Annotated in this window: 13 protein-coding genes; all 13 read right to left on the bottom strand. The window is 45.4% G+C overall.

Annotated features, from left to right (window positions below; translation table 11 throughout):
* Positions 1–88: 88 nt before the first annotated feature.
* On the bottom strand, positions 89–2,986 hold the full coding sequence (locus Y696_RS11540; RefSeq protein ID WP_121510577.1) for an exodeoxyribonuclease V subunit beta: 2,898 nt from the start codon (positions 2,984–2,986) through the stop codon (positions 89–91).
* Positions 2,979–6,071 (bottom strand): PD-(D/E)XK nuclease family protein, encoded by a 3,093-nt coding sequence (locus Y696_RS11535; RefSeq protein WP_183084220.1) that lies wholly within the window; start codon positions 6,069–6,071, stop codon positions 2,979–2,981. The genes Y696_RS11540 and Y696_RS11535 overlap by 8 nt, the downstream gene beginning before the upstream one ends.
* 435 nt (positions 6,072–6,506) lie before the next feature.
* Positions 6,507–7,043, bottom strand: coding sequence for a hypothetical protein (locus Y696_RS11530; RefSeq protein ID WP_006489794.1), 537 nt, complete (start codon positions 7,041–7,043; stop codon positions 6,507–6,509).
* Positions 7,044–7,055: 12 nt separating this feature from the next.
* Positions 7,056–7,802, bottom strand: coding sequence for a CBS domain-containing protein (locus tag Y696_RS11525; RefSeq protein WP_006489796.1), 747 nt, complete (start codon positions 7,800–7,802; stop codon positions 7,056–7,058).
* A 595-nt stretch (positions 7,803–8,397) separates the two neighbouring features.
* Positions 8,398–8,520, bottom strand: coding sequence for a hypothetical protein (locus Y696_RS14355; RefSeq protein WP_259459393.1), 123 nt, complete (start codon positions 8,518–8,520; stop codon positions 8,398–8,400).
* 493 nt (positions 8,521–9,013) lie between these two features.
* A complete protein-coding gene (locus Y696_RS11520; protein ID WP_147431785.1) occupies positions 9,014–9,505 on the bottom strand; it encodes a hypothetical protein in 492 nt (163 codons plus the stop codon).
* Positions 9,506–9,671: 166 nt separating this feature from the next.
* Entirely contained in the window at positions 9,672–10,229 is a 558-nt protein-coding gene (locus tag Y696_RS11515; RefSeq protein ID WP_121510573.1) for a hypothetical protein, read from the bottom strand.
* Positions 10,230–10,964, bottom strand: coding sequence for a hypothetical protein (locus Y696_RS11510; RefSeq protein WP_147431784.1), 735 nt, complete (start codon positions 10,962–10,964; stop codon positions 10,230–10,232).
* Positions 10,965–10,969: 5 nt separating this feature from the next.
* On the bottom strand, positions 10,970–12,895 hold the full coding sequence (gene pglZ, locus Y696_RS11505) for a BREX-3 system phosphatase PglZ (protein WP_183084219.1): 1,926 nt from the start codon (positions 12,893–12,895) through the stop codon (positions 10,970–10,972).
* Entirely contained in the window at positions 12,895–15,654 is a 2,760-nt protein-coding gene (locus Y696_RS11500; protein ID WP_121510569.1) for a DEAD/DEAH box helicase, read from the bottom strand. The genes pglZ and Y696_RS11500 overlap by 1 nt, the downstream gene beginning before the upstream one ends.
* A 216-nt stretch (positions 15,655–15,870) precedes the next feature.
* Positions 15,871–16,623 carry a DUF3800 domain-containing protein gene (locus Y696_RS11495; protein WP_121510567.1) on the bottom strand — a complete coding sequence of 251 codons (753 nt, stop codon included), beginning with the start codon at positions 16,621–16,623 and terminating at the stop codon, positions 15,871–15,873.
* 5 nt (positions 16,624–16,628) lie between these two features.
* Positions 16,629–19,445, bottom strand: coding sequence for a DNA methyltransferase (locus Y696_RS11490; RefSeq protein WP_121510565.1), 2,817 nt, complete (start codon positions 19,443–19,445; stop codon positions 16,629–16,631).
* Positions 19,445–23,164: a DUF6079 family protein gene (locus Y696_RS11485; RefSeq protein WP_121510563.1), complete on the bottom strand. Its 3,720-nt coding sequence runs from the start codon at positions 23,162–23,164 to the stop codon at positions 19,445–19,447. The genes Y696_RS11490 and Y696_RS11485 overlap by 1 nt, the downstream gene beginning before the upstream one ends.
* Positions 23,165–23,175 lie beyond the last annotated feature (11 nt).

Here is a 23,175-nt window from a genome sequence, read left to right as displayed (position 1 = left end):
TCCTTCTAGACGAAGTTTCGCTACGCAGGCAATAAAGCCCTCCGTCATCAAGTCCGTTCCATACAGCAAAGCCAATCAGAGACTGTTTTCAGTTTTCTTCTGTTTGATCGGTCACATGGTTTTCGAGTCTGATTTCGAAGTCGCGAGTGTTTTGGAGAGTCACGGTCTCCGTATCCCCGTCTTTGAGATACAGTATAGTCGCCGAAACAGGGTCGAGAGAATTCTTCAGAAGATACAGGTAGAACTCCATCTGGAACCTGTATCTCTCAAGCATGTCAGCTCTCTTTTCGGCCAGCTTGAAGTCGACGATCTTCCAGCCGTCGGATGTCTTGTAGAGTTTGTCGATTACGCCCGCCAGTATGAACCTGTCGAAGGCTCTCTCGAAGCGCACTTCGCTTCTGCAAACCTCTGAGTCCTCGATTTCGCGAATTATCTCGTGATGGCCAAGCTCCTTCAGTTGCTCCAGGATCTCCTTTGCCCTTTCAGGGGCCGCCGACTCTCTTAGAAGTCCAGAGTCCTTCAGGATCTCACTCAGTCTCTTTCCCTTTGGTCTTCCAGCGGGGTTTCCGAGCTGCTCGAAGATCCTGTGAACGTACAGCCCTTCGGCTGTTGAGGAACGTGAAGTTCTTTCGATGATGTCGATCTCCAGAATCTCTGTCTGTTTGTCATCGAAGTCGAGCGTAGTGGGTGAGACTATTCTCCTGAATTTGAGATGATCGAAGCGCTTCATGTAATCTTTATCGGGCTCTTCCCAAGCGGTTCCTTCACGTCCTATTTCCGCGCCTTCAATGATAGCCGGGGTCTTCACAAAAGTAACCAGGTCCTCGAGCTCTTTCTCCAGCTGCCCGGTTTCATCGTTGTAGAGGCCAATCACTATCTGAGGAAGCCAGCCGATAGCCGTATCGTCTCTCTTCTTTTTCAGATCCTTCTCCATGGCCTCTTTGTCGACATTCATCACAAGTATTTCCCTGGGTCTTGTCAGCGCCACGTAGAGGGTTCTCTTCTCTTCTTCGACCTGTTTTCTCAGATCTGCTCTATAAACCAAGTCTAGGTCATCCGTCGTCAGTTCCTTGCTGTAAAGAGTGAAGCCCTTCGAAGCTGTGTCGAAAAGCAATGAAGGGGTCTCTTTCCTCGGATTCTCCGTCATCTCTGCAACGATCACAACGGGAAATTCCAGCCCCTTTGCCTGGTGGACTGTCATTATCTTCACGCTGTCGCTCTTCTCGTTCTCCAGGGCCGCTTCGCCCTCGTCCGCCTCTTCGGAATACAATTTGATGTTCTTCGAAAACTCCCTCAAACTTATCCCGAGAGAGTCGAGCTCCTTGGATATTTGAAGGAATTTGATCACGTTGGCCAGACACTGCTCTGGCATTGCAAGGAGCGTCATCTTCGGAAGGTAGTCCGTCTCTCCGACGAAGGAGTCGAGAATCTCTCCCGGCTTAAGTAGTCTCGCAAGGCGCGAGTACCTTGTTATGATCGTGCGAAGATCGACAAAGGATTCATCTTCGCTCCTCATGATGCAATCATAGAAGTGACTGTATTTCTCCTTGAGTCTCGCTGCATCCTGAAGCGTACCTCCCCATGCCGGAGAAAGGAAGAACGACAGGAAGGCCCTGTCGTCTGCGGGATTGCCGAGAAAACTGACGAATGCTATAAGTCCGGCTATCTCGGGCCGCTGGAAGAACTTTCTAGAGCCCACCGTATAGTAAGGAATCCGATTTGCTTCAAGCGCCTCCTGATACTTTTCAACGTTCTTGAACTTCCTGAGGAGTATGGCTATGTCCCCTGGCCGTATCTTGCGTGTTACAACAGATTTTCCCTCTCTGAAATCGAGCTCCTCATCCAGAAGCGAACGTATGTGAGCAGCGACGGGTCCTGCGTGGTCTTTGCCTTTGCTTTCAAGTATTCTTACCCGCTTTTCTCTCCTGTCACCGTGAGGCTCCAGGGCCTCCACATTCTCGCCGTACCTCGACGCAAATGCCTCAAGCGTTGGGTTGCTCATCACTTTCTTGAAGAATATGTTGTGGAACTTCACAATCTCCGGGTGCGATCTGTATGATTTTCCGAGAGTGTCAGTAGCGTCGTCGCTTTCTTCGAATTTCCTTCTTGTCAGATTGAAGATCTCGACATTCGCTCCCCTGAACCGGTAAATCGACTGCTTGTCGTCCCCTACAAAAAGCACCTTCACATTTCCCGAAGCCGTCAACTTACTGATAATCTCCGCCTGAAGCTCGTCCGTATCCTGGAACTCGTCAACGAGAATGTACTTGAACCTCTTGGAATATTCCGCTGCTATCTTGGGATTGTCGTTCAGCATCTTCCTTGTCTCTTCTAGCAACTGCTCGAAGTCGAGCTGAGCCTTCTTCAATGTCAGTTCCTCGTATTCCTTGTTTAGCTTCTTAAATGCTTCGTGGCAGACAGCTGTCGCTCTGGAGATCTTCTCGGCGTTCTCTTCCTTATCTTTGTTTTCAATGGGGCTGTAGAGATACATGTTGTGTCTCTTCTTGGAGAGGCAGTCCTCGAGAATCTTGTGAGTATTGTCCAGGCCGTAGATGTCTATCATTTCATCCAGAGAATCGAGATTGCGCGAGAAGAATCTTCCAAGGGCCTGAAGTTCGAGTATCTTCTTCGTTCCCGTAATGATCGAGAATCCAGGATCCAGATCGGAATTCGTATTCAGAATAGACTCCCTGAGTATTCTCGCGCAGAAGGAGTGGATAGTCGAGATCCAGGCGTGCATGACCCTTGAATTGATCTCTTTCCATCTTTTCCGCTCGCTTTCGCTGGCAGCTTTATCTATTTGTTCCAGTATCGCCTTCGCCACTCTCTCCTTCATCTCCGCAGCTGCCTTTTCAGTGAAGGTAATCGCCAGGATGTTTTCGATGCCCAGCTTTTCGTCGGAGCGAAGAATTTCCATGTATTCCTCAACCAGCCTGTATGTCTTGCCGGTGCCTGCAGAAGCGGAGATGAATGTGTTCTTATTCATCGCTTGACCCGCCTTTTTGTCTCCACTTCAGAATGTTGAAGATTCCTTCGTTTTCGCACCCATAGCAACTAGATGCTTTTCCTTTCCAGGTTTCGATGGAGAAATCGCCGCACTGGATGCTTTTGATTATCTCTTCAACGGCTCCGATAAACTCGTCGTCCGAAATCATTCCCTTTTCGGCAGTGTCGCAAATCTTGAACTTGAGTCCACCAAAGAACTTCCACTTTCTTTCACCCAAAGAGTAATCGATCGAAAAATTGTTGCGTTTACTCTTACCCTTTATGAGCCTGAATTCTCCCCCGCTCACCACTTTGTTCTCTTCCGAAAAGGCGTTTTCGACTGCCATCGAATAGAGTATAAGCTGTTCGGCCATCGCCGATCCCAGACTTTTTCCGCTCTTGTAGTCGATGACAAATAGCGTACCGTCTTCACAAGTATCGATCCTGTCTACGATTCCGTGTACACAAATTTCGGGGGTCAGCTTCAGTGGGCCGTAATCGGATGTATCGAACCCGAAGGAGAGCTCCGTACGGAATACAGTCCTTCCGGCACTGGTCTCCTCCGATTGATCGTAATCCACATATTCTGTAAGTATCTTCAACATCTGATCGTAGCGCCTTTTGAAGAGCGCCTTGTTTATGCCGCCAGAAAACCTCCGGAGATTCTTCTCGAGGCTCTCGTCTAGCGGGACGCCCCTTCCGAGGTTATCGCTGAGAACGGCATGAAAAACGCTTCCCGCATCCATGGGAGAAAGCTCCAGCATCTCCTCCGGAACAGGCTGCAACCCAAGCACATAGTTCAAGAAATACTTGAATTTGCACTTGCAGTAGGTCCCGACCGTAGAGAAGCTTATACATTTCTCCGTCAGCTCCTCGGCTGCTTTCACGCCGGGGACCTTGAAGGAAAAGTCGTTTGTGATCGAGCTCAGGTTCTTCTCCAGAGTGGAGGCTGTTTCCGAGTCTTTATGTTTCTCCCATTCCTTGGGGCTCTCCTTGAATAGACTGGCAATCGAAAGCCTGTAATCCGCCGGACTCATAGACTCCGAAGGCGAAGGTACGAGATCGGTGCGCTTCCCTTCTACGCGGCCGTGGGGTTTGGGCTCCGATTTGCCGAACGCCCCAAGAACCGACCCTTCGTAAGGAGAATTCATCAACACGTTCCCATCGACCGTGGAGTTCGAGAAAGTTATGCAGAGATTCTCCTGCGCACCGCTTATCGCCAGGAAAAGGCCCAGCTTCTGCCTGTTCTCCTGAATGCCCAGAATGTCCTTGGCTCTGGGCTCGGAGTACTGCGCGCCCGCATAGAGTGGATTGAGAGACAAAACGGGGTAATTTCCCTCGTTGAATCCCATGAAGTACTTGACCTTCTTCGAAGTGTATCGAGAGTCGATCAGCGAGAGGACTTCGACTCCACCGCCCATATTGGCCTCGCCCCGCAGATCCTCGCCTTCCAGATACTTCATGAGAGACTTGTAGTATTTTTCTGGATCGTACTCGGTGATTTTTATAGCTTCAAGAATCCCGGCGTGTGAAGGAACGGCTCTTTGAATGAATTGTTCGACGCAGGCAATGTTTTCAGATACTAATGTCTTTTCCTCGTTTCCCGTAAGCTCTTTTAATCCAAGCCCCTCTTCACAGACTCGGAAGAAGGCTTCATATTTCGAAAGAGGCATCGACACATTTCTCTCGATGCTATTCAGAAGTGAAAAGACCCTCTTGACAGCGGGTTTGGCAGCATACTCTATAAACCGTATCTCTTCTTTTATCTCCTGGATTTGGGAAAGAGCAGAGAAGTCCTCGTCAAGATCGTCGTTGGAGGCTAGGCTTTCAGACTTTGCATCGAGAAAACGTTTGTATGTCTCTAGCTTCTCCAGCCATACCTTCTTTGCATCCTCTGCCCTGGCTTCCGACATTTCGAATTGCAGACCGGCCGATGCCATTACTTTCTCGAAAAGAACGGAATCTATCGTACCGCCACCGTAGCCGGCATCTATCATTTCGAGGATTCCCGAAGGCTCAAAAGAACCGGATACCACTTCAAGCGGCAGTAGAAGGGTCTGGACACTCTTCGACTCGAGCAAGGAAACCGAATTCTTGCTCACTACAGGGATCCCGAAGTCGTTCAGCGACTTCTTCAACACCCTCCAGTAATCCTGATTCGGTATTACAATTTCTATCTCCTCTGGCTTCAGTTCTCCCTTCGCTATCGCTCTCTTTACTTCCCTGGCGACTAAGTCGACCTCTCCGTACAGATCGTTGCACTCGACAATCTCAGCGTTTTCACACCCGGTGTCATTGAACTCTTCCCGATCCGAAAAGAGAATCTCCTTTACTTTTGTAAGTGGGCCGATTTCGCTCCGATCAACATTTATCTTGTCGAAGCCGATGCCCTCGAAGTGAGCTGAAATGGTTTGACTCTCCCTGAACAGATTTTTTCTATCACTATCTCCAGGACATGAGAAATAGACCTCGTCGAAGCAACGCATAATATTCTTCAGAAAAGCCCTGGTTGCCGGACTGAAATCGTAGAAGCCGTCTATGAACAGAGTCTTTCCGAAAGCGCCTCTTTCGAGATCGGGTAGCTCTGCCGCCAGCCTCATAGCATCGTATGAATCGAACAGTTTCCTATCTTCAAAGTGATCTTGAAGCTCTGCGTAGACTTTCTTCAGAACCTCTGGAACGACGTCTTCTCTCCCGAAGGCGGTCTCGAAATTTCCGAGATTCTCCTTCAAAACGACGATGGCTTCATGAAAGTAACTCGTGGCCTTTTCTGAAGGATAGTAATTCTTGACCTTTTCGAAGGCCTTCGCGATCTCTATTCGTTCGCCTCTTTCGGGAACGGCTCTGCGATCCGGGAACATCTCCCTCACTATTTTCATGGCGAGAGATCTCTCAGTACTGAACTGTCCGGCGGCGATCGAAAGCCCGCTATTCAACAGGGAATCTCTCACAGTTCGCAGAAAGAATGAAGAGGGTCCGACGAAGAGAAACGAGAAGGGATTATCGCTGTAGCTCTCCTGAATCTTCTGCAGCAAGTAATCGCTTCTTCTTCTGCCTTCTTTTCCACAGACAAGAATACCTTTCAAGAACTGTCCCCTAAATAAAGATCTTAACTTTACTACCATTGTACAGTTTTTGATAACGTAAACAATGCGTATCTCACTCCTGATATAATTAATTTAATAGTCTTGCCGTTACGTCCAGCAACTTTATTCATTGTCGTCACTCACCCGAGAAAGATCATATCCAGAGAATGACCTGCGGCAGCAGAATCCTTTTCGATTCCCAAAGTCATTGGCAAGGTAGTCTTCCGTCAAGGTTCGATATTCATTTTTGGAATACTCTTTTTAATATAGAAATCCCTGATAGAAAGAAAAGACTTGCTTCGTAAATTCACAGGTCGAATCTGAGCGATCGGTTGTCTCTGCTACTGTAAGCGGTACTGGTTGTGGTGAAATCTGGGGATTTCTTGTTTTGACATTCAAGAAACGAGTCAAGAATTCCGGGCTCCGAGAAATGCTTCAATCTTCACTTTCATAGAAATGATTGATGAACCCCACTATGAAAGTCGTGTCATACTCTCTTGGAAGTATTGTCTTTTCAGCCTCATGGAATCTCTCCGGATACTTTGATGAGAGTTTCTTCAGCTCGTCCCTGATGGATGAGCTCAGAGGTTCATTATCAGAGGGATTTCTACAAAGATAAACGTAGTGTGCCGTACTAAAATCATCTGTAAGATCGGATACTGAGAGGATTGTGTATGGAAGAATCCTTTCTTTCTCCATCTGTTTAATTTCGAGAAGAAGTCCTGTCAATCTATCAGAGAGCTTTGTAAGAAGATCTGTTCTTGCCTGCAGGAAGGAGGATCCCGATTCCCTATAAGTTTCTAGCTCTCTTCTGCAAAGAAGCACTTCCCTGCGCCTAACGTTTTCCGCGTAAAGTAATCCTTTTGTACTCAAGGAGTTCTCCCACTGTTTCTCGAGATTCAAGTAATCGAGTTTCCTTTCAATAGCACTTCTAATTATCCCACCCAGTTCCCCCATCCAGTCAAGACTCATATTATCATCTCCTCATGCCCTTGAGTATCCACTGTTCCCATATATCACACTGTTTATAGCTGGAATATCCCATATGGTTATGATTTGCATGGGAAATCCCTTTCTGCTACCACCTTCCGTAACGAGAATGGCCTCCAGCTTCTTGCCGGCATTACTGGCCTCGACAAATGCATCGACTACTTCGAAAAGAGTAGTGTTTCTATTGACGAACTTCACATCTTCATTCTCTTCTGAGAATTCAAGCACCGTTTCAACAGTGCTTTCATCAAGGTAAGCTCGTTCTTCTTCTCCAACGCTTGCCATCCATCTGGCAAGAGCGTTTGTTGTAAGAATTCCTTTGTATTCCTTGTTGTAGTAAACGGGGATCTGTGAGAAAGACTTCTCTCTAATTATCGCAAGAGCGCTCCTGACAGATTGTTCAGGATCGATGACTGTAACTCCCTCATTCTTATTCAGAGATGTAATCTTGGGAGGGTTTCTGAGCTCCCGTGCAATGAATTCAATATCCTCTACAACACTTTCATGCGGCTCCGCTATGGTCGAACCATCTGGTGACCTAGTGTGAACAATAGCGTTTCTTAGGTCAGCATAATCTAATAACCTATGCTTAAATGTACTTAAAACCCGATCGTTGTTGGCCACTTTTGTCACTACGCTTGAAAATTCGAGCCTGCCAGTGGTATTTGTTGCGCGCCTAAGATACTCTTCAATTGAAACAAAAGCCGCAAGAAACCTGCTTGAATTATCTTTCTTGTCCATAGATTTCCACCTCCACAAATGAATTCTCTAGAACTTGATGAAGCTAGTGAAGCTGATCGATAGGTCTGTAAACAGAAAACAAGTAGACTACAGAAAGTAGAGTGTGTTTTGGGGAATTTCTGCTAGGTGCTGAACAAAATGGTGTGAGAACGTCAATAAGAGAGGTAAATAACTAATAGTTTACAATTTCATTATAGCAGTTAGATGTTGAATCTGTCAAGGGGGTTACAGCTTCCAGAGAGGGTTTCAAGAGATGTTGATTATATAAGTGGGCTCCATTGGCCGATAAGGTTTACTGAAAAATATTACGATGTTGGGATATTTGAATAAGAAACTCTTACTATGACAAAGACCGCCTTGTTTTACGTGCTTAACGGTTCTTTTTGTTTTTCTAGTTTCAAGTTCAGGAGTTCTTTCTGAACATTCCGAACACTAATAATTCCGCTAGACCATTATGTCTTCGGGGATTCTGAGTTATGTTTCTTACTTTCGTTTCCTTACCTTATCGCGGGTGATGTCATGAGCTCGATAATCAAATCATCGGAAGACAATGCAATGCAAAAAACGAGTCTGTCACGGAAAAGACCGCTTCAAATCAATCAAAAGGCTTCCGAGATTGGAGTCGGATCTTGTTTATTTTGTCATCACCAAAGGGATCTTTCGGGTAGTTATCGATTCTCAAGATCGCCGGATTATCCTGAAAAATCCATGATTTCATTTTGACACCTCTCTTCTCTGTTCGCTAAGACAACCATTTCCTGAAATCAACGTCTTTCCCGGGCCGATCATATTGCTTACTCTTTCTCTTTCCGATTTTCTCAAAACATGCCTCATCTTCCCGATTCCTACAAAGCTACTCAAGGTATAAGTAACTTGTCGCCTTGATGAGACTCCTATACATACGTTCTGCAAGCCTTGGCAACAATCCGATATAGGCTTCTTTTTGAAGCTACAGTGCTGAGTTCAGGAGCCATCTACACATCTGTCTTAACTTGCAGGGGATACCTCATAGTGTCCAAATTGCAGGACCATTCTCGCAGAGCAAAGCGCAGTCTGGAACGAATCCCGAAGTTCTGGATACAGAAGTGGCAATGGCTGATGCTGGTGCCCCTGAATTAGTTACTATTGGCCGAGGCAGTTATTCGTAACACTTTTCCTAAATCATGGAGAATTCTCTCAATCGCTTTGTATTAAATCAGCACTAAGTAATTTCAGGCTGTGATGAACGAATCAATGAACTTTTCCATTGGTTCCTCCAGAAAGCTGCAATCCTCTTTATATTCCAAAAAAGGCGGTGAAAAGGTGCAGCCTCCCGGATAATATGCGGCAGATTCAATTGTGAGGTTCTCGCCCTCCTTTCGTATCGTGAATCCATGAATAATCATAGGATCGGAAAGAACAGAGTATTCAGATTCCTCATCATCTGGATTATATGAAAAGGAACTGCCATCTGCACTCACAATGGGAGGTTCAGTACCCCCCATTATGAATGGGAAGAAAAGCATTAGGTTATCTTCTAGAATTTCTTTCCGTAAGTCTCTCTCTTCTCGATCACTGAAATCGGGAATGGAAGAATAGTCTTCAGCAGAACCTATTCCGGAAGTTGGTTCCATTTCAGGATCAAGTAATGTCTTGCAGTAATCGAGTGTCTTTTCAGTAAACCTCATCAGATCGAATTTTTCGATTTCTACAGTTTTCTTCATGATTCCTCCTTTTCTTTGGACTAGCGTTTTTCTTTGCTTCTTCACTTTGAAATCTCCAGATAATGTTATCCAGTAATCTAGGAGTCAAGTTTGGAAATGATTGTCTGAGTAATTCGCAAGCCGATTGGACTATTCTGCATGCAAGGTCAGGAGTTATGCTTTCGCATTAAGTTGCAGTTTGCAGGAATCTTAAGATCATTCTGTCAGGTTTCACGAAGTTATCGGAACCGATAAGCATATAGAAGTATCTAAGAGATATTCCACTTCTCTGTCCTGGAATGCTCAAAACAGATTCTTCAAACTCCTCGTTATTTAACAAAGAGCTAGAATCCTTAAGGTATTCAATATCCTGTGCTCTCACCGCCTCAGAAAACATCATAACCGCTTCAGCTTTCAGTATTCCGTTGACAGTAGAGGTCCGTTGCTTGTTTCCGAAGACTTCTACAGCTATTCTTTGTGGTGAGTACGAGTGATAAAGTGAAAGGAAAGATGAAACTGAAAACGATTCGGAAGTACTTTCAGTGCTCAGAAATCTGCAGAATCTGTCTACTGTGTTTCTTGTAGAAACATAACTCACGCCTATCGAGAAAACGGTATCGATTATACATAAAGGCAAATTCGGATAACTGTATTCGCTTCCAAGCATGGCAGAATCAAGATCGAGATTCTCGTAACAGTACTTGGCAGTCAATTCTGAAAGAGATTCCAATCTATCTGTCTTCATTCAAGTATTATTCTCCTTGAGCGAAATAAAGTCTGTTTTGATCCCCCGATGAGATAATTTAATTCCGTTTGAAAAAAGAAGAGCATCGACACCAATCTCTATCGAAAAAGGAAAGAGTTCAGGTGATCTTCCGATTTCTTCAACAGGAACTGATCCATTCTCCCTGCTTAATAGTAGGCTGTAAATCAACCATTGTGCTACCTGCTTTCTTCTCACGGCAACTCGCAGCTTTTGAACGGCGTTATATGATTTAGACTCTTTTGTACTCTCTATAATTTCCCACATTATCATGGTTTGAATTACCCTTGAACAGGCTCTGGTAAGTGTTGACCTTCCTCCCCAAATCTTACCGATTCTGTCGTGAACTTGGCTGACTTTGAAGTTACCCTGAAGGGCAATGAGCTTCCCAATGATTGTCGCGATATCTCTGAAGAAAGGATAGGTTGCTATGCTCATGCCCCAGTGGAATACTCTGGTGTCAATCTCTGGATTCTCTTTCAGAATCTCAAGAGCTCTTTTTCGCAAAGGTATCAGCTTTGTATTGTTGTCGAGCCACATTCTTGAAATGACGAGTCTTGTCTTTCTTCTCGCATCTTTTCCGGGAAGATCTAAGGCCATAAATCTCTCTTGCATTTCTCTTATGTGCTGAGCGTTCTTGCCTTCGAAAAGTAGTTCAATAGTGACATCTAGCCATTCCTTTTTTATCTGTCTGTCAAATCCAAGCATCTTAGACAATTTGCTCATCCTTTCCTTAATCTGATTAGTGGAACGATAACCTCTTCTAGTGTCAAACCTCCATGAGAAACCACAACCGAGTTAGCTGTTGTGAAGGCCCGTCTTCCCTGAGCTATAAGGGGAAAGAAATTCTGTGGAAGTCCCACCGGAACCCACTCTATCGAATCTGGGTATTCAATATGGATCTTTTCTCTTAGGAGCCGATCTTTGTAGATTCTAACCCTTTCACCCCTTGTCTCCGCAATCAACCCTTCTGAAGGATTCCCGATTCCGTTTGCTTCCACGTTTCCATGATCACTAGTTAGAAAAACTTCATAGCCCTCCCTGTAAAGTAGTTTGCATAAATCTAGAAAGCAGCTTTCCTTTGCCCAGGTTTCTGTGGCTGCTAATAGTGCCCTCATTCCAATGTTTTCACCATGAGCCTTTTCATCAAGTTCTCTTATGACAATCCCAATCAACGACTGTCCCTTGCCGATAGACTGTTCCACTTCTCGGATTAACTGATTGTCAGGTTTATTAATGTGAGCGATCTCTCTTTCTCTAAAACCTCTATCTAACCATGCCCGCTCCCACAGCCTGCTCTCTGCGGAATTGCTTGTTAAGTTTGGCAGGTCCATGGGAAGCATTCCGGAAAAGATTGCCTGCCTAGAGACCGCAGTTATTGTCGGAATCATCGCATAAGCTGCGTACTGCTCAAATGAAAAGTCTTTCATGCAATTAGACAGTTTCAGCCACTGAAGAAGAGACATTCCATCTATTACTATGAGAGCTAGCTTCTTATTTTCTATGGATAACTTGCTTGTCCAGTTGAAAATATCTCTTACTGTCACCGGCCATCTTGACGAGACCGTGAGTAACCTTCCATACTCTTCGACCATCCAGCTTTCGAATTGAGAATCTGTGATTGTTCTAATTGCATTCAAATCTGACTGATCGTCGTTTCCCAAAGGGATCGAACAGGCAACTAGGTTGAGCTCTGCCCAGCGCCAGGCAAAGTCAATCCAGTTATTGTAACTAGTATTAGCTTTTGGAAGTGAATCACTGACAATCTGGAGAAGCTTCTTGAATCGTATTCGCTCTGAACCTGGACCATCAATCCCTATAACCATCCAGGATTTTTCGAACTTCGACGGATCATCAACGGGGACAGGTTTAAGCAGGCCCTCGGCAAACATTGTGTCTGTATAGACCTTTATAGAGGGATCATCGAAGGGCAGAGAATTAGGACCTTTCTGTCTGAATGAAGCTTCGTTATTATCACTCACTGAAAATCTACCATGCCTCTTCAGAAATACTGGCCATCTTTCCTGAAGAAACTCAAGAAAACTCTCTCTGTGCTCAACAAAAGAGGGTAGATCCAACAGCCTCTCATAACCCCTTTCTCTTGCAATATCCATTACAAGATCGAAAAGCTCGCCTCTAAGCTGAAGCCTGTTATAGTGGAGCTTTATAAGCCAGGCTATAAGCTCAGTTAGGTTATAGCGCTTGGAAGGATCGAATTCATAGATGCGCTTCAGAATGAACTCTCTCGTCCTCCTTGTCGATAGATAATCGAGGTCGTCGCTATAAGAATCATTGAGCCTATCTAACTCCCATCTTTCAAGACTCTCGAGAGCGGTTCTGCTGAGTTTCGGAAAGATCGAACTCAATGAAACATCAACGGTCAATAGTGATGAATAGATGTCGAAGGGAAGTTCTCCCGCAGGTGTTTCTCTTGTCAGTACTAAGAAGCTCTTTGCTTTGTCTCGAAACTCACTTTCATATTCAAATCTAAAGGCAATAGGATCTTTGTACTCAATAACATGGAAGCCTCGTTCCGATAGCTCTTCAAGAACTGCCTGATCGACAAGTCCGTCGGGATCATATACGATCATAGAGTCCTTTTCGGGATTGAGTATCTTATCAATAATGCGAGAATTCAGGGATCTCATTACTCTTCCCCCTTGACGATCAAGGCAAGAAGAAGCTCGATTTGGGGAATAATCGTTTCTTCTTGGGAACTCCATTCTTCAAATTCCTTGTCGACCTTTCGAACTCTGTAATCCCTTACCCGTGAGAGACCCGATCTCTCTGCGAGTTTTCTTCTCATCCTGAACCAGTCTTTTTTCCTTTCTCTCTCCTTGTCCGCTCTCTTGTAATAAAGACTCTTCAGCTCATCGAAAGTCTCCTTTAATCTTCTATTTGCTCCTTCATAGATCCCTGAAGCCTCTTCAAATGCAGTAATCGTAATCTCTCCCTCGATGAGTCTGTTCCAGATCAGATCGGCCGACCCGTGAAGTAGGTCTCCTTTTTCATTCACGAAGACCGGCAAAACTCTCTTAAGATCATATTTCGAACCATGGGCCGTCACTCTCCATAGCGACCAAGTACCTGATATCCCTCTTGGTACGCTGCGAATTATCGCAGAGGGTACTGGTAATCCTTCAGGAAACTGCGGAATTTCCTTAACAATGGATCTGACCAAAGGATCGTTGAATGTTATTGCCCTGAAATCAGGGTTATCATTGCGTGAGAAAGCCACAAGCTCCTCTCCAATTACCCCGGGAAGACTTATCTTCCAATTTTTGCCCAGTGCAATTGCCTTACCTCCCTTGCTCTTTACATAAGATGTGACTGCTCTTTCTAGCCAGTAGTGAACTGGTTGATTTATAAGCCTTCTCACTTCCTCTGGCTCAAGAGAACTGTCAGCAGGTAAGATTCTTCCTCTTTCCTTTGACAAAACAATTTGCTGTCTTATACTTTCCAGCGAACTTTCAATCTGGTTTTCCAGATTGTCTGGGTCTGTAATTGCGGTGACATAAATTTCGTCGAAGAGGTTGGCCGCTTCAGTCGAATCTAGGACATCTTCAGTCTTATCTACACCGAATTCTTCAAGAATTACTTTCAGCTTCTGTTCGATGACTTCGATAACTCTGAATTCAGCAGTCGACTTCATTGCAAGGTTGAAGGCCTTAACATCCTGGCTCTGACCAATTCTATCTACCCTACCAATTCTTTGTTCTATCTTCATCGGATTCCACGGCATATCGTAATTAACAACTACATGGCAGAACTGAAGATTAAGACCTTCTCCTCCTGCATCGGTAGAGATCATAATCTGAGATTCCTTAGCGAACGATCTCTGGGCCTTCAGTCTCTCTTCCAAACTCATTGAACCGTTTAGAATGCAAACAGGAAACCCTCGATCTTCGAGAAATCTCTGGAGCATCTTCTGTGTTGCTACAAACTCAGTAAAGACGAGAATCTTCACGTCTGGATCTACTTCTTCTCTTCTACTTGTTTGAATGATCTCCAGTAGCTTCATAGCCTTGGCATCGTTCTCTTCGAACTCGACCGATCTCGCCAAACCTAGAAGATAGCGAACCCTTTCCTCTTCGCTGACGAAAGGTTTGATCCTTATTATCCCGAGAAAATCTATCTCCTCGCTGTTGTTCATCTCATCAAATTCTGCGAATGAATAACTGTTGAGTTCCAGTGGAAGTACCATCTGATCGCCCGAACCGGAGATTGCCTCCAGTCTTTTCTCCAAAGCGTTGGCTATAGCGGCAGTTGATGAGGCGACTAACCTCTGCATCAGAAGCATTAGAAACCCCATGTAATTCTGTTTCTGGTTTATCGCCTTCCGGTAGCCTTCTCTTACGTATTTAGTGACTGCTTCGTACAAAAGATACTGCTTCACGTGGTTCTCGCCAAAATCAACAGATACCAGATTCGTGATTCGCCTCTTGAAAAGAGGTTTTCCCTCTATATCTATCGCCTTTCGCTTCTCCGTTCTAAGGACATACTCCAAGACCGTATCTCTGTCGAGTTCATCCTCCGAGGTGAATGCGATCGGGTCAAGAAGAGACATTAGCCTGAGAAAGGCATCGCTTTTTCCCTGATGAGGGGTGGCTGAAAGCAGCAAGACGTACGGAGCGGCCTGTGCAAGGCTCTGTCCCAACCTGTGTCTTGCCACTGCCGAATTGGTCCCGCCAAGTTTGTGAGCCTCATCGACGATTATAAGATCCCAGCCGGCATCGACAAGATCGAGAAATCTCTCTTGATTATATTCTTGGAGTTTCTCATTACTCCAGCCCTGACGGGAATAGATTGGCTTGACTGAATCCAGAGGACAGATTATTTGATCGAAGAGCTCCCAGGCATTTTGCACTCCAGACAGTTTCTTAAATGCAGAAAGCTCTGAAGGGAACACCAGCTTGAAATTCTCGTCGAACTTCAGTTTCATTTCGCTCTCCCACTGGGTAATCAGTCCTTTAGGAGCAACTATCAGAACTCTCTTGACAATACCTCGTAACTTCAGCTCCTGGATAATCAAGCCGGCTTCTATAGTCTTTCCAAGGCCAACCTCATCTGCAAGAAGGAAGCGTATCTTGTTACCTAAAAGTGCCCGTTGGAGAGCATGAATCTGGTGAGGAAGCGGTAGAACGGCTGAATTCATGGGTGCCAGAAGAATGTCTGACGAATTGAAGGCGTTCAGCAGTTTACCCGAAGCCGAGACATAGGATATGAAATCTTCCGAGAAAAAGTCCTTCACCTCTTCAGCAGCTTTCAGCTCATCGGAGGCTATTTGGACTACCCTGTCTTCTCCCGGAATCCAGATTTTCGATGTCTTGTAACCCCAAATCTCCTTGCTCTCAAGAAGCATACATAGCTTCTTTTCACTTTCCAGCCAGTACCACTTTTCACTCATAAACAACTCCAATTCAGAAAGAGCTTACACACAAAACGAGACCATAAACAAATAAGTTCCTCAGTTAACCAAAACGAACCACTAAAATTACCTCTGTGACAGTATTCTCGTTCTCCCGATCGAAGTATTGACATTCCGTCAGCCACAATGCTATAATTCATTTGCATGGGGGTGTCCCCGTGGGCGGAGCAGGAAAAAGGCTCCGCTTAACCTTTTTTAGGACAAACTTCCCAAGGACTTCCCTATTGATCTATGGAACTTGAGTCTCTTATTACAAACAAACCTGAATATCCTTTTCGAGTATTTCCACAAATCAGAATTTGCGCCCTTTCTCAAGGAGTTTCCGAAACAGTAGGCTAGAATGTCCGCAATTTCCAGTCCGGCAATTCTATCCCTTTTCTCTCTGAAAAGAGGGGTAATTCCCAACTTTTTCAATTGGTCTTGATTCCGTGGTTTCAATCTTGTTGTTGTCAATCCGAAATCTCTTAAGTTTTCAAAAGACTGACTGTAGAACTTGTCTTCCGACTTCTTCCTGCTTTCCAAAATCCAGATATATTCATAATCCTCATCAAACGGTAATCTTTCAGAGATCATCTGTATAGAACCTATATAAGGATGAACTGGATATAAGTACTTTCGCAAAATGTGAGTCTTGTCAATAAACGCTCCTACGAACTTAAACCTGAGTCTGCCAATAACTTTGAGCAGATCTCTGTGGAATTCTTCTTCCTTATCAGGATCATTCAGGAACTTGTAAATCCTCTCCCTCTTAGATATCTCCTTGAAATGAAGACAGAACTCGGCTTTGTGTTTGAACCACCTGACCTTGAAGTCCGTCAGTCCAAGAATGAACTCGGAATAGTCATCGGGATCCACTATTACCGCCGATAGAAAGAACACTTTGTTTTCATCACGATCAATCCCTTTGTAGCTCGGTGTTCCGTATTCGTCGGAAAATATGTACTTCACGGTTTTTACTCTCCAAGACGTGTAAGGGCGTTATCGTAGTACATGAGAAGTTTGGGATCTTCTTGAATCACCTTGTCGCTTAGCTTGTCGGCGACCTCTACAATTCCCTTATAATCCTTCTCAGTCCAGAGTCGTTTGAAGCCGGCCCTAACGGCCTCTGTTCTGAATATTCGAATCTTTTTGCCGACGTGATTTCTGTATTCTTCAAACTCTCTAAGAAGAGCCTTCTCTCTAAGCCTTTCAAGGTCCTGCGCTCTTGCCGGATCGGGTACATACCATCTTTCTTTCGCTTCTGCTTTCAGAGAGATGTCTGCGGTCTCGGGAGTCCGGTCTTTCGTCTTTTCTCTCAGTTTCGAGCTCTTTTGTAACCAACTCCATATCTGGGCAGGAACGGGTCCTTCACCGTCGTATTTGATGAAGTTGTCTTCCAACAACTCCTTGAGCTCGATCTCTTTCTCATGTTTGGCCCAGCTGCGCGAGATTGGCATGAACTGTGGCTGAAGCTCCTGGAAGGTCTGTGGTTTGTTCTGAAGTTGAAGTCTGAGCCACTGGATTGCCGAATTCTCATCTGTGACAAAGAGAGAAAGCTGGCGAAGCTCACTCACGTTAATTCTTTTTCGATCGTACTCGTTCACTTGATTCGGCAGGAAGAACATGCTATCCCTTTCAGGGAACCTCTCCCGTAGACCCTTGTAAAACTCTGAAGCAGACATTGGTATGGATCTGCCACGCTGGATGTGAAAGGCGATCATCCTGTCGTACAGTAGATAATCCGTTCTCTCTACTATAAGCTCGGATGAGCCGTTCTTTTCCGTGAAAACGGGCAGTCTCTTCAAGTGCTCCCGAAGGAAGTCCCAGACTCCCTCTTCAGTTCCCGCTTCGAGTTTGAACCTGTCCTCTAGCCCGCCGTTGGGCTTGTATGCTGAGATAATAAGGTCCTGCTTCACTGCGCCAGTGCTTGTGACCTGTTTGAATGTTCCCTGCTGCTTGTCCAGTGTTCGCACATCTGCTATCACGAAACCGGCTCGCTGAATAGCTTCCTGTATTGCGTTCCATACACTGTTCTGGGAGTTATGAAACTCGACGGTCATCCACCGGCCCGGTTTCAATACTCTGTAATACTCTTTAAAGCAACGCGTCATGAGCTCTTGATACTCGAGGAGCCCTTTCTGCTGAACCTTGTTCATTATCGCTTCCGGTTCGTTATTTGTGAAGACCTTAAGCCAGGCCTCCCAGAGGAAGTTGAGCTCGGAATACATTAGATTTCCACCGAAAGGAGGATCTGTGAAGATGTAGTCAGTAGATAACTCTGGAATCTGCAAGGCTGTGGCTGAACTTGCACCTATTGAGTTGGAACATTCCTTCAGGTAGAAAGCATCAACAAGTCTCTTGATTCTGTTGAGTAAAGCAGTGAACACATAGGGCTCTGAGACTTGTGAGCCAACATAAAGAGTTCCGCTCAAGGGGTTGTACGGAAAGGAAACGCCAGGCCTGTATCTGTTAAGACGAGATACGTTTATTAGTTGGCTCGTGAAAAGCAAACGAGCAACCTGAGAATCAAGTCTAGAATAAACCGCCGACAACACCCACAGATTTCTCTTCGTGTAGAAGTGGTGAACATGAGTTAGACCTACATCGTCATTTCTTCTCGATTCCTCTCCTTCGGGCATTCTATGAGTCGGATACCAATAGGGTATCTCGCTCTTTTCAATATATTCAATGAGTGCCAGATCGAATTTATCGGGTGCTTTTTCGTAACGTTTCTTGCCTATTGAGTAGTTTATCAGTACAGAGATCTGCTTCGCCTGCTTCACGGTCTCGCCTATGGCTGGATCGAACTTAGTTTCAATGACCCTCTCCATTCTTTTCTTCGTTAACGATGCGCCGCAGTGAGGACAGGAGAACTCGGATCTAACCTTCCCCTGTTCCTTATCCACCGCAGCTTCCCAGAAGACGATCTCACCGCCGCATTCGGGGCAGGAAAAGACATCCGACCAGACGGTGTAGTTGATCCTTCCCCAAGGGAGCGGCTCCTTCGCGAAGTCTTTGCCCTGTTCTGAGAGAAGCTTCCTGGCCCTTTCTATGTCTTCAGGCTTCGAAGAGGAGAGCGTGAAGTACATCCAGCCGCACTCCTCTTCGACGTCTTTCAGAATCCTCTTAGCCTCTCTCTCGAAGGCCTTAGCATCGACTGGCGTGTTGTAATTATAGGCGATGAAGGTCGCAGCTGGAGAGAGATCGTTCAGAACTGCATATCTGGCGCCCAGCTTCGAGAAAGGTTGTCCCGATTCATCCAGTATCGTTCCGTCCTTTCTGACTTCATAACCAAGCGATTCGACGGCCTCTTTATTTCCGCACATCTGGGCCGCTAATCCAGTCATTCCCGTTCCACAGAAGCCGTCGAACACTATATCTCCAGGCTCAGTATAATGCAATATGTAGCGCATTATCGCCTTATGAGGAACTTTGGTGTGGTATGAATGAGCGTTGTATATCGGGTCGTTCTTTCCCTCGCTGACGTCAGCTGCAAAAGGCTCTCTCGAATATTTCTCTTCCGGATCGTAAGGTCTGCCGTAATGCTTTATGAAATCGTCTATGAATGGATTCGGACAGGCCGTATAGTATGGCGGATCGGAGAGGTTAAGTATATCCTCGTCGCTTCCCTTGGGGAAGCCTTCGATCTTCCTGAACTCAGGGTCCTTCAGTTTCTCTTCCAGCTTTTCCCTGAAGTACTTCCGTCTCTCTTCATCATTAGAGAAAGTCAGCCCCAGGCACTCAACGGGCCCTTTGTCTACATTATCATCGAACAGCCTGTTGTTCTCCATCACATTTCACCTTCTTTGAGGATTATTCTGACTTTGTTTATATCTTTGCCTCTGGTCTTTTCTTCAATCAATTCTTCAAAGCGTTTACGCATCTCTTGCGGTGTTTTTGGGGCGTGATCGCCGAATAGCCTTTCTTGAAGCTCTTCGGTGGTGAGCTCTATCTTCTCCAGAGTCGAGAAGGCTTCGGCTAGAGTTCTAATGAATAGTTGATTTTCGACCAGCTCTTCCTCTAGCTCTTGGCTTTTGATAAACTTCTCTACCAGTCTTCTGCCTTCGGGGTCGAGAAGCTGTATGTTTTCACCGACTACAGGATCCTCGAGATTCGACAGAAGCGTTTTCGTCCAGGATTCGAAGAGTCTATCCAGCTCTTCATCGAGGGTGTCAAGAACAAGAGAGAGTTCTCGATTATCGGAAATTTCGAGGGATGGTTTGAAGCCGCAGTTCTTGCAGAATGGCGATCTTTCCAGATCCTTTTCGGTGAGACTGTAACAGGTCTTGAGAGTGGTGATTCTATTTGTCAGGTCCTGAAACTGCTGCTTTGAAAGCATTTCGATCGTTGAAAGCCGATTGAGAGTCTTGAATCTGTAGTCGCTCAGCAACCTGCTCTTTCTAGAGTCTCCCTGAGAATCCAGCCTCGCCTTTCTATGCAATTCGATGTAAAGCTTGATATAGCCCATTTTCAAATCGTCAAACGATGATCGGAGCTCCCTCTTCAAGCCGGACAACTTCTGGCTGCTATCCTTAAGTTTGTCGAGCACTTTCTTTCTCGTTTCGCCGTATTCTTCGAGCCATGGAGTCTCGGAAGGGAGATGTTCTCTGGCTCTTTGGAGGTAGCCGACATCGCTGCTCAGCTCATCTATTATCTCTATAAGCGTCTTCATTCTCGAGATCGTTTCATGTTCATTTCTCATCTCTGCCACGTCATCTTTCGAGATTCTCAAGTTCTTCAACTTTCCAACCGTAGAGTAGTTTGTGAGGGAGTCAAAGAAATCCTTGAGTCTCTTGATCTTTTTCATTCTCTCTTCAAGCTCTGAATGCTGAAGTAGAGGTTCTTCCCAGAAGTCGATTCCATTCTTGATCTTTTCATTAAGCTTGGCAAGGTCCTCAGCGTTGGATTGAGCTCTTCTCAACATGTTCTCAACAGGGGCGGAGTCTCCATTTTGGAGCTGCGAAACCTGACCTTCATTGATTTTCAGCAGCGAGAAAAGCTCTCTTATTGTCGAGACGGGAAGATCTTTGGGCAGTCTAATATTCTTGAAGTTGACCAAATCATCTACGGATAGCTTCTGGAGTTTGTCAAGAGAGCTCGCATCGAGCTTCTCTCCAGTCAAGGATAGCTCTATCTCGCCCATATAAAGCATTGCTGCCAGCAAGACAACAACCCACTCCGGTTCCAGCCTGAAAGGCATGAGATATTCACCGGTCTCGGTAATTTCGAAGAGCTCGTTTCTGTTTAAGACACTACCAACAGGTTTCTCCTCCAAAAGGCTCATAATCTTCTTCACATAAGGCGATTTCGACGTGACTATATCGCCGTTATCATTCAGCAGATGGAGGGACGAAAGCGTTTCTTTGCTCTGCCTCGAAAGTGTATTATTTATCATCCCTCTTATAGTTGTTTCGATGATTTGATTTCTGTTCTGAGAGGTCATTTTGGTTTCAAACTCTGGGTAACCCAGAGCGGTGTCTGAGAAGTAACTGTCTAGAAGCGTCGAGGATATATCGTCGATTATCTCCTTGAAGCCATCTAGCTGCTTGAAGGGTTTATTTCTAAGAGAATAGATTTCTGGAATCGACTTCGAAGACTTCTTGTAGGTAACCGAATATGCCGAGACCAGGTTTTCAGTCAACCAGCTGGTGCATCTTGAAAGATAGCCTTCAGAAAGCCTGATATATGTAGTTTTGTGGCTTCCGGCCGTTTGAGATAGCTCTAGGGCCGCTGCGTAGTTTTTGAGATTGTCTTCGAAATCCCGATCGATGTCAGCAATCGAGAAGAAGACTTCGTCCTCGCTCCCCTCGTCTTTGAAAGATCCGGTCTTGAAAAGTGGCAGAAAGTAGATATAGAAGTCACGTGGAGGATGTGCTGTCGATCTTTCGTTTGGCTGGCCGAAGAAGAGATAGCCTAATCTCGTGGTATTCTTACTCTGCCACAACAGCTCGTATTGCCAGATTCTGTGTCCAGGCACGTATGTTCTATCCGAGCATTCCATAAGCTTTGTCAGTATTGAGTAATAGTTTTTGTTGAAAGCTTCGTCGCTCATCGTGCTTCTCTTCTTCTCAATCTGGCTATCGAAATCGATTGTCTTGTTCAAATCGAGATAGTACTGGCCGTTTTCCTTTATGAAAGCTATATATTGACCACTGACGATGTTTATTATTTTATTTAGAACTCCTTCCACCATCGTCGAGAGGTCTTCTTGCGGATCGCCTCCGAGACCCTCTATCACGGGATCGTAAATCAGGAGGTCGTCCCTCAGTTCATCAATGGTGGGTCCGATTTTCGTGTTTATATCTACTGTGCTCAGTCGGTGAACGGAAAGCGCCTTAGTAATCCTTACAGCGTTGTCAAGGCGGTGTTTTTCCATTCCCGCTCTTATCTTCGCCACTAGTTCATCGCTCTTCTCTTTCGTTTGCCTGATCTCCGGCACAGTTACCAGATCGCTTCTGGAGCTTATCCTGTCCCAGTAGGTGTCGTATGAAACCATTCCGGGTGCGTCTTCGGGAACCCTTTCATCAAGCAAATCACTCATGACCTTCGTGAGCGTCTGAAGGACCTCTCTATGCTCTATAAACCTTATCCTTTCAAACATCGAAATGAAGGACGGATGTATGGGGAAGAGATTGACGAAGGAGTCTAGCCTTTCATTCATACTCCCATAGTATTTGGTGAATTTCTGGAGATGTTCCCTTATGCGTGCCTTCTGAGATTCGGATTTCTTCAGCAATCGGTTCGCGACAACATACTCGATATCTTCTCTAGCGATTCTTATGTCTATGAAGCGCTCTTTTACTCTCCGAACTGCATCGGAAGCAAATTCAAAGGCTGGATTGTCGTAAAGGGCCTCTTGAATACCTGCAATGAATCTGAAGCGGGAACTCTTGCAGAATTCTCCGAGTTCTCTGAGGAAGGTCATGTCCAGAACAAGGCTCTGCTCTTTCCTGTGGCGAAGGTAGTCGAGCAGTTCATCAATTACTAGAAGAAGACCCTTATCCGGATATTTCTCGCAAAAGAGGCTCATCATTTCATTCAGAGTGTCTTTATTGTTAGTTACTTTGTCGATAGATGGAAAGTCGAATTCTATTCCCATCTCAGAGAGTTCCATCTTGAGCTCGCTCAAGACAATGTCTCTTAGGGGCATTTCCGTAGCACCGATTTCGGAACGTATAACCTTGAATTTCCCTGCGATCTGTGTTGCGGACTCTCTGACGGATTCATCCGTCAACATTTCAGTGAGGTTAGCATTTTCGGCTATTGAAGCTAAAACCCCCATGAGATGTGATTTCCCCGTTCCGTAGTTTCCGACTATGAATAATCCTTTGTTATCTCCAGGAGTGTCAACTCTGAGATTCGAGAAAACTACTTTTGAGAGATTATCGGACATGGGTTTAGAGATCACGTAAGTGGAAACGAAGTCGCGAGCGCGTTCCTCTTTCTTTGTGTCTTTCAATTGCATCACTGATTCTAGCGGTTCGAAATGAATCAGTTCGCTATATCGCATTTTATAACCCC

The sequence above is a fragment of the Mesotoga sp. H07pep.5.4 genome (genome assembly GCF_003664935.1).
In the GTDB taxonomy this organism is placed as follows: domain Bacteria; phylum Thermotogota; class Thermotogae; order Petrotogales; family Kosmotogaceae; genus Mesotoga; species Mesotoga prima.
The sequence above is the reverse complement of the archived record's forward strand: the minus strand, read 5'-3'. Positions and strand labels throughout refer to the sequence as shown.

What these genes read in the sequence shown, in the direction of transcription:
- Y696_RS11540 (WP_121510577.1), bottom strand. Translation starts at nt 2,986, where the DNA reads ATGAATAAGAACACATTCATCTCCGCTTCTGCAGGCACCGGCAAGACA.
- Y696_RS11530 (WP_006489794.1), bottom strand. Translation starts at nt 7,043, where the DNA reads ATGAGTCTTGACTGGATGGGGGAACTGGGTGGGATAATTAGAAGTGCT.
- Y696_RS11525 (WP_006489796.1), bottom strand. Translation starts at nt 7,802, where the DNA reads ATGGACAAGAAAGATAATTCAAGCAGGTTTCTTGCGGCTTTTGTTTCA.
- Y696_RS14355 (WP_259459393.1), bottom strand. Translation starts at nt 8,520, where the DNA reads ATGAAATCATGGATTTTTCAGGATAATCCGGCGATCTTGAGAATCGAT.
- Y696_RS11520 (WP_147431785.1), bottom strand. Translation starts at nt 9,505, where the DNA reads ATGAAGAAAACTGTAGAAATCGAAAAATTCGATCTGATGAGGTTTACT.
- Y696_RS11515 (WP_121510573.1), bottom strand. Translation starts at nt 10,229, where the DNA reads ATGAAGACAGATAGATTGGAATCTCTTTCAGAATTGACTGCCAAGTAC.
- pglZ (WP_183084219.1), bottom strand. Translation starts at nt 12,895, where the DNA reads ATGAGATCCCTGAATTCTCGCATTATTGATAAGATACTCAATCCCGAA.
- Y696_RS11500 (WP_121510569.1), bottom strand. Translation starts at nt 15,654, where the DNA reads ATGAGTGAAAAGTGGTACTGGCTGGAAAGTGAAAAGAAGCTATGTATG.
- Y696_RS11490 (WP_121510565.1), bottom strand. Translation starts at nt 19,445, where the DNA reads ATGGAGAACAACAGGCTGTTCGATGATAATGTAGACAAAGGGCCCGTT.
- Y696_RS11485 (WP_121510563.1), bottom strand. Translation starts at nt 23,164, where the DNA reads ATGCGATATAGCGAACTGATTCATTTCGAACCGCTAGAATCAGTGATG.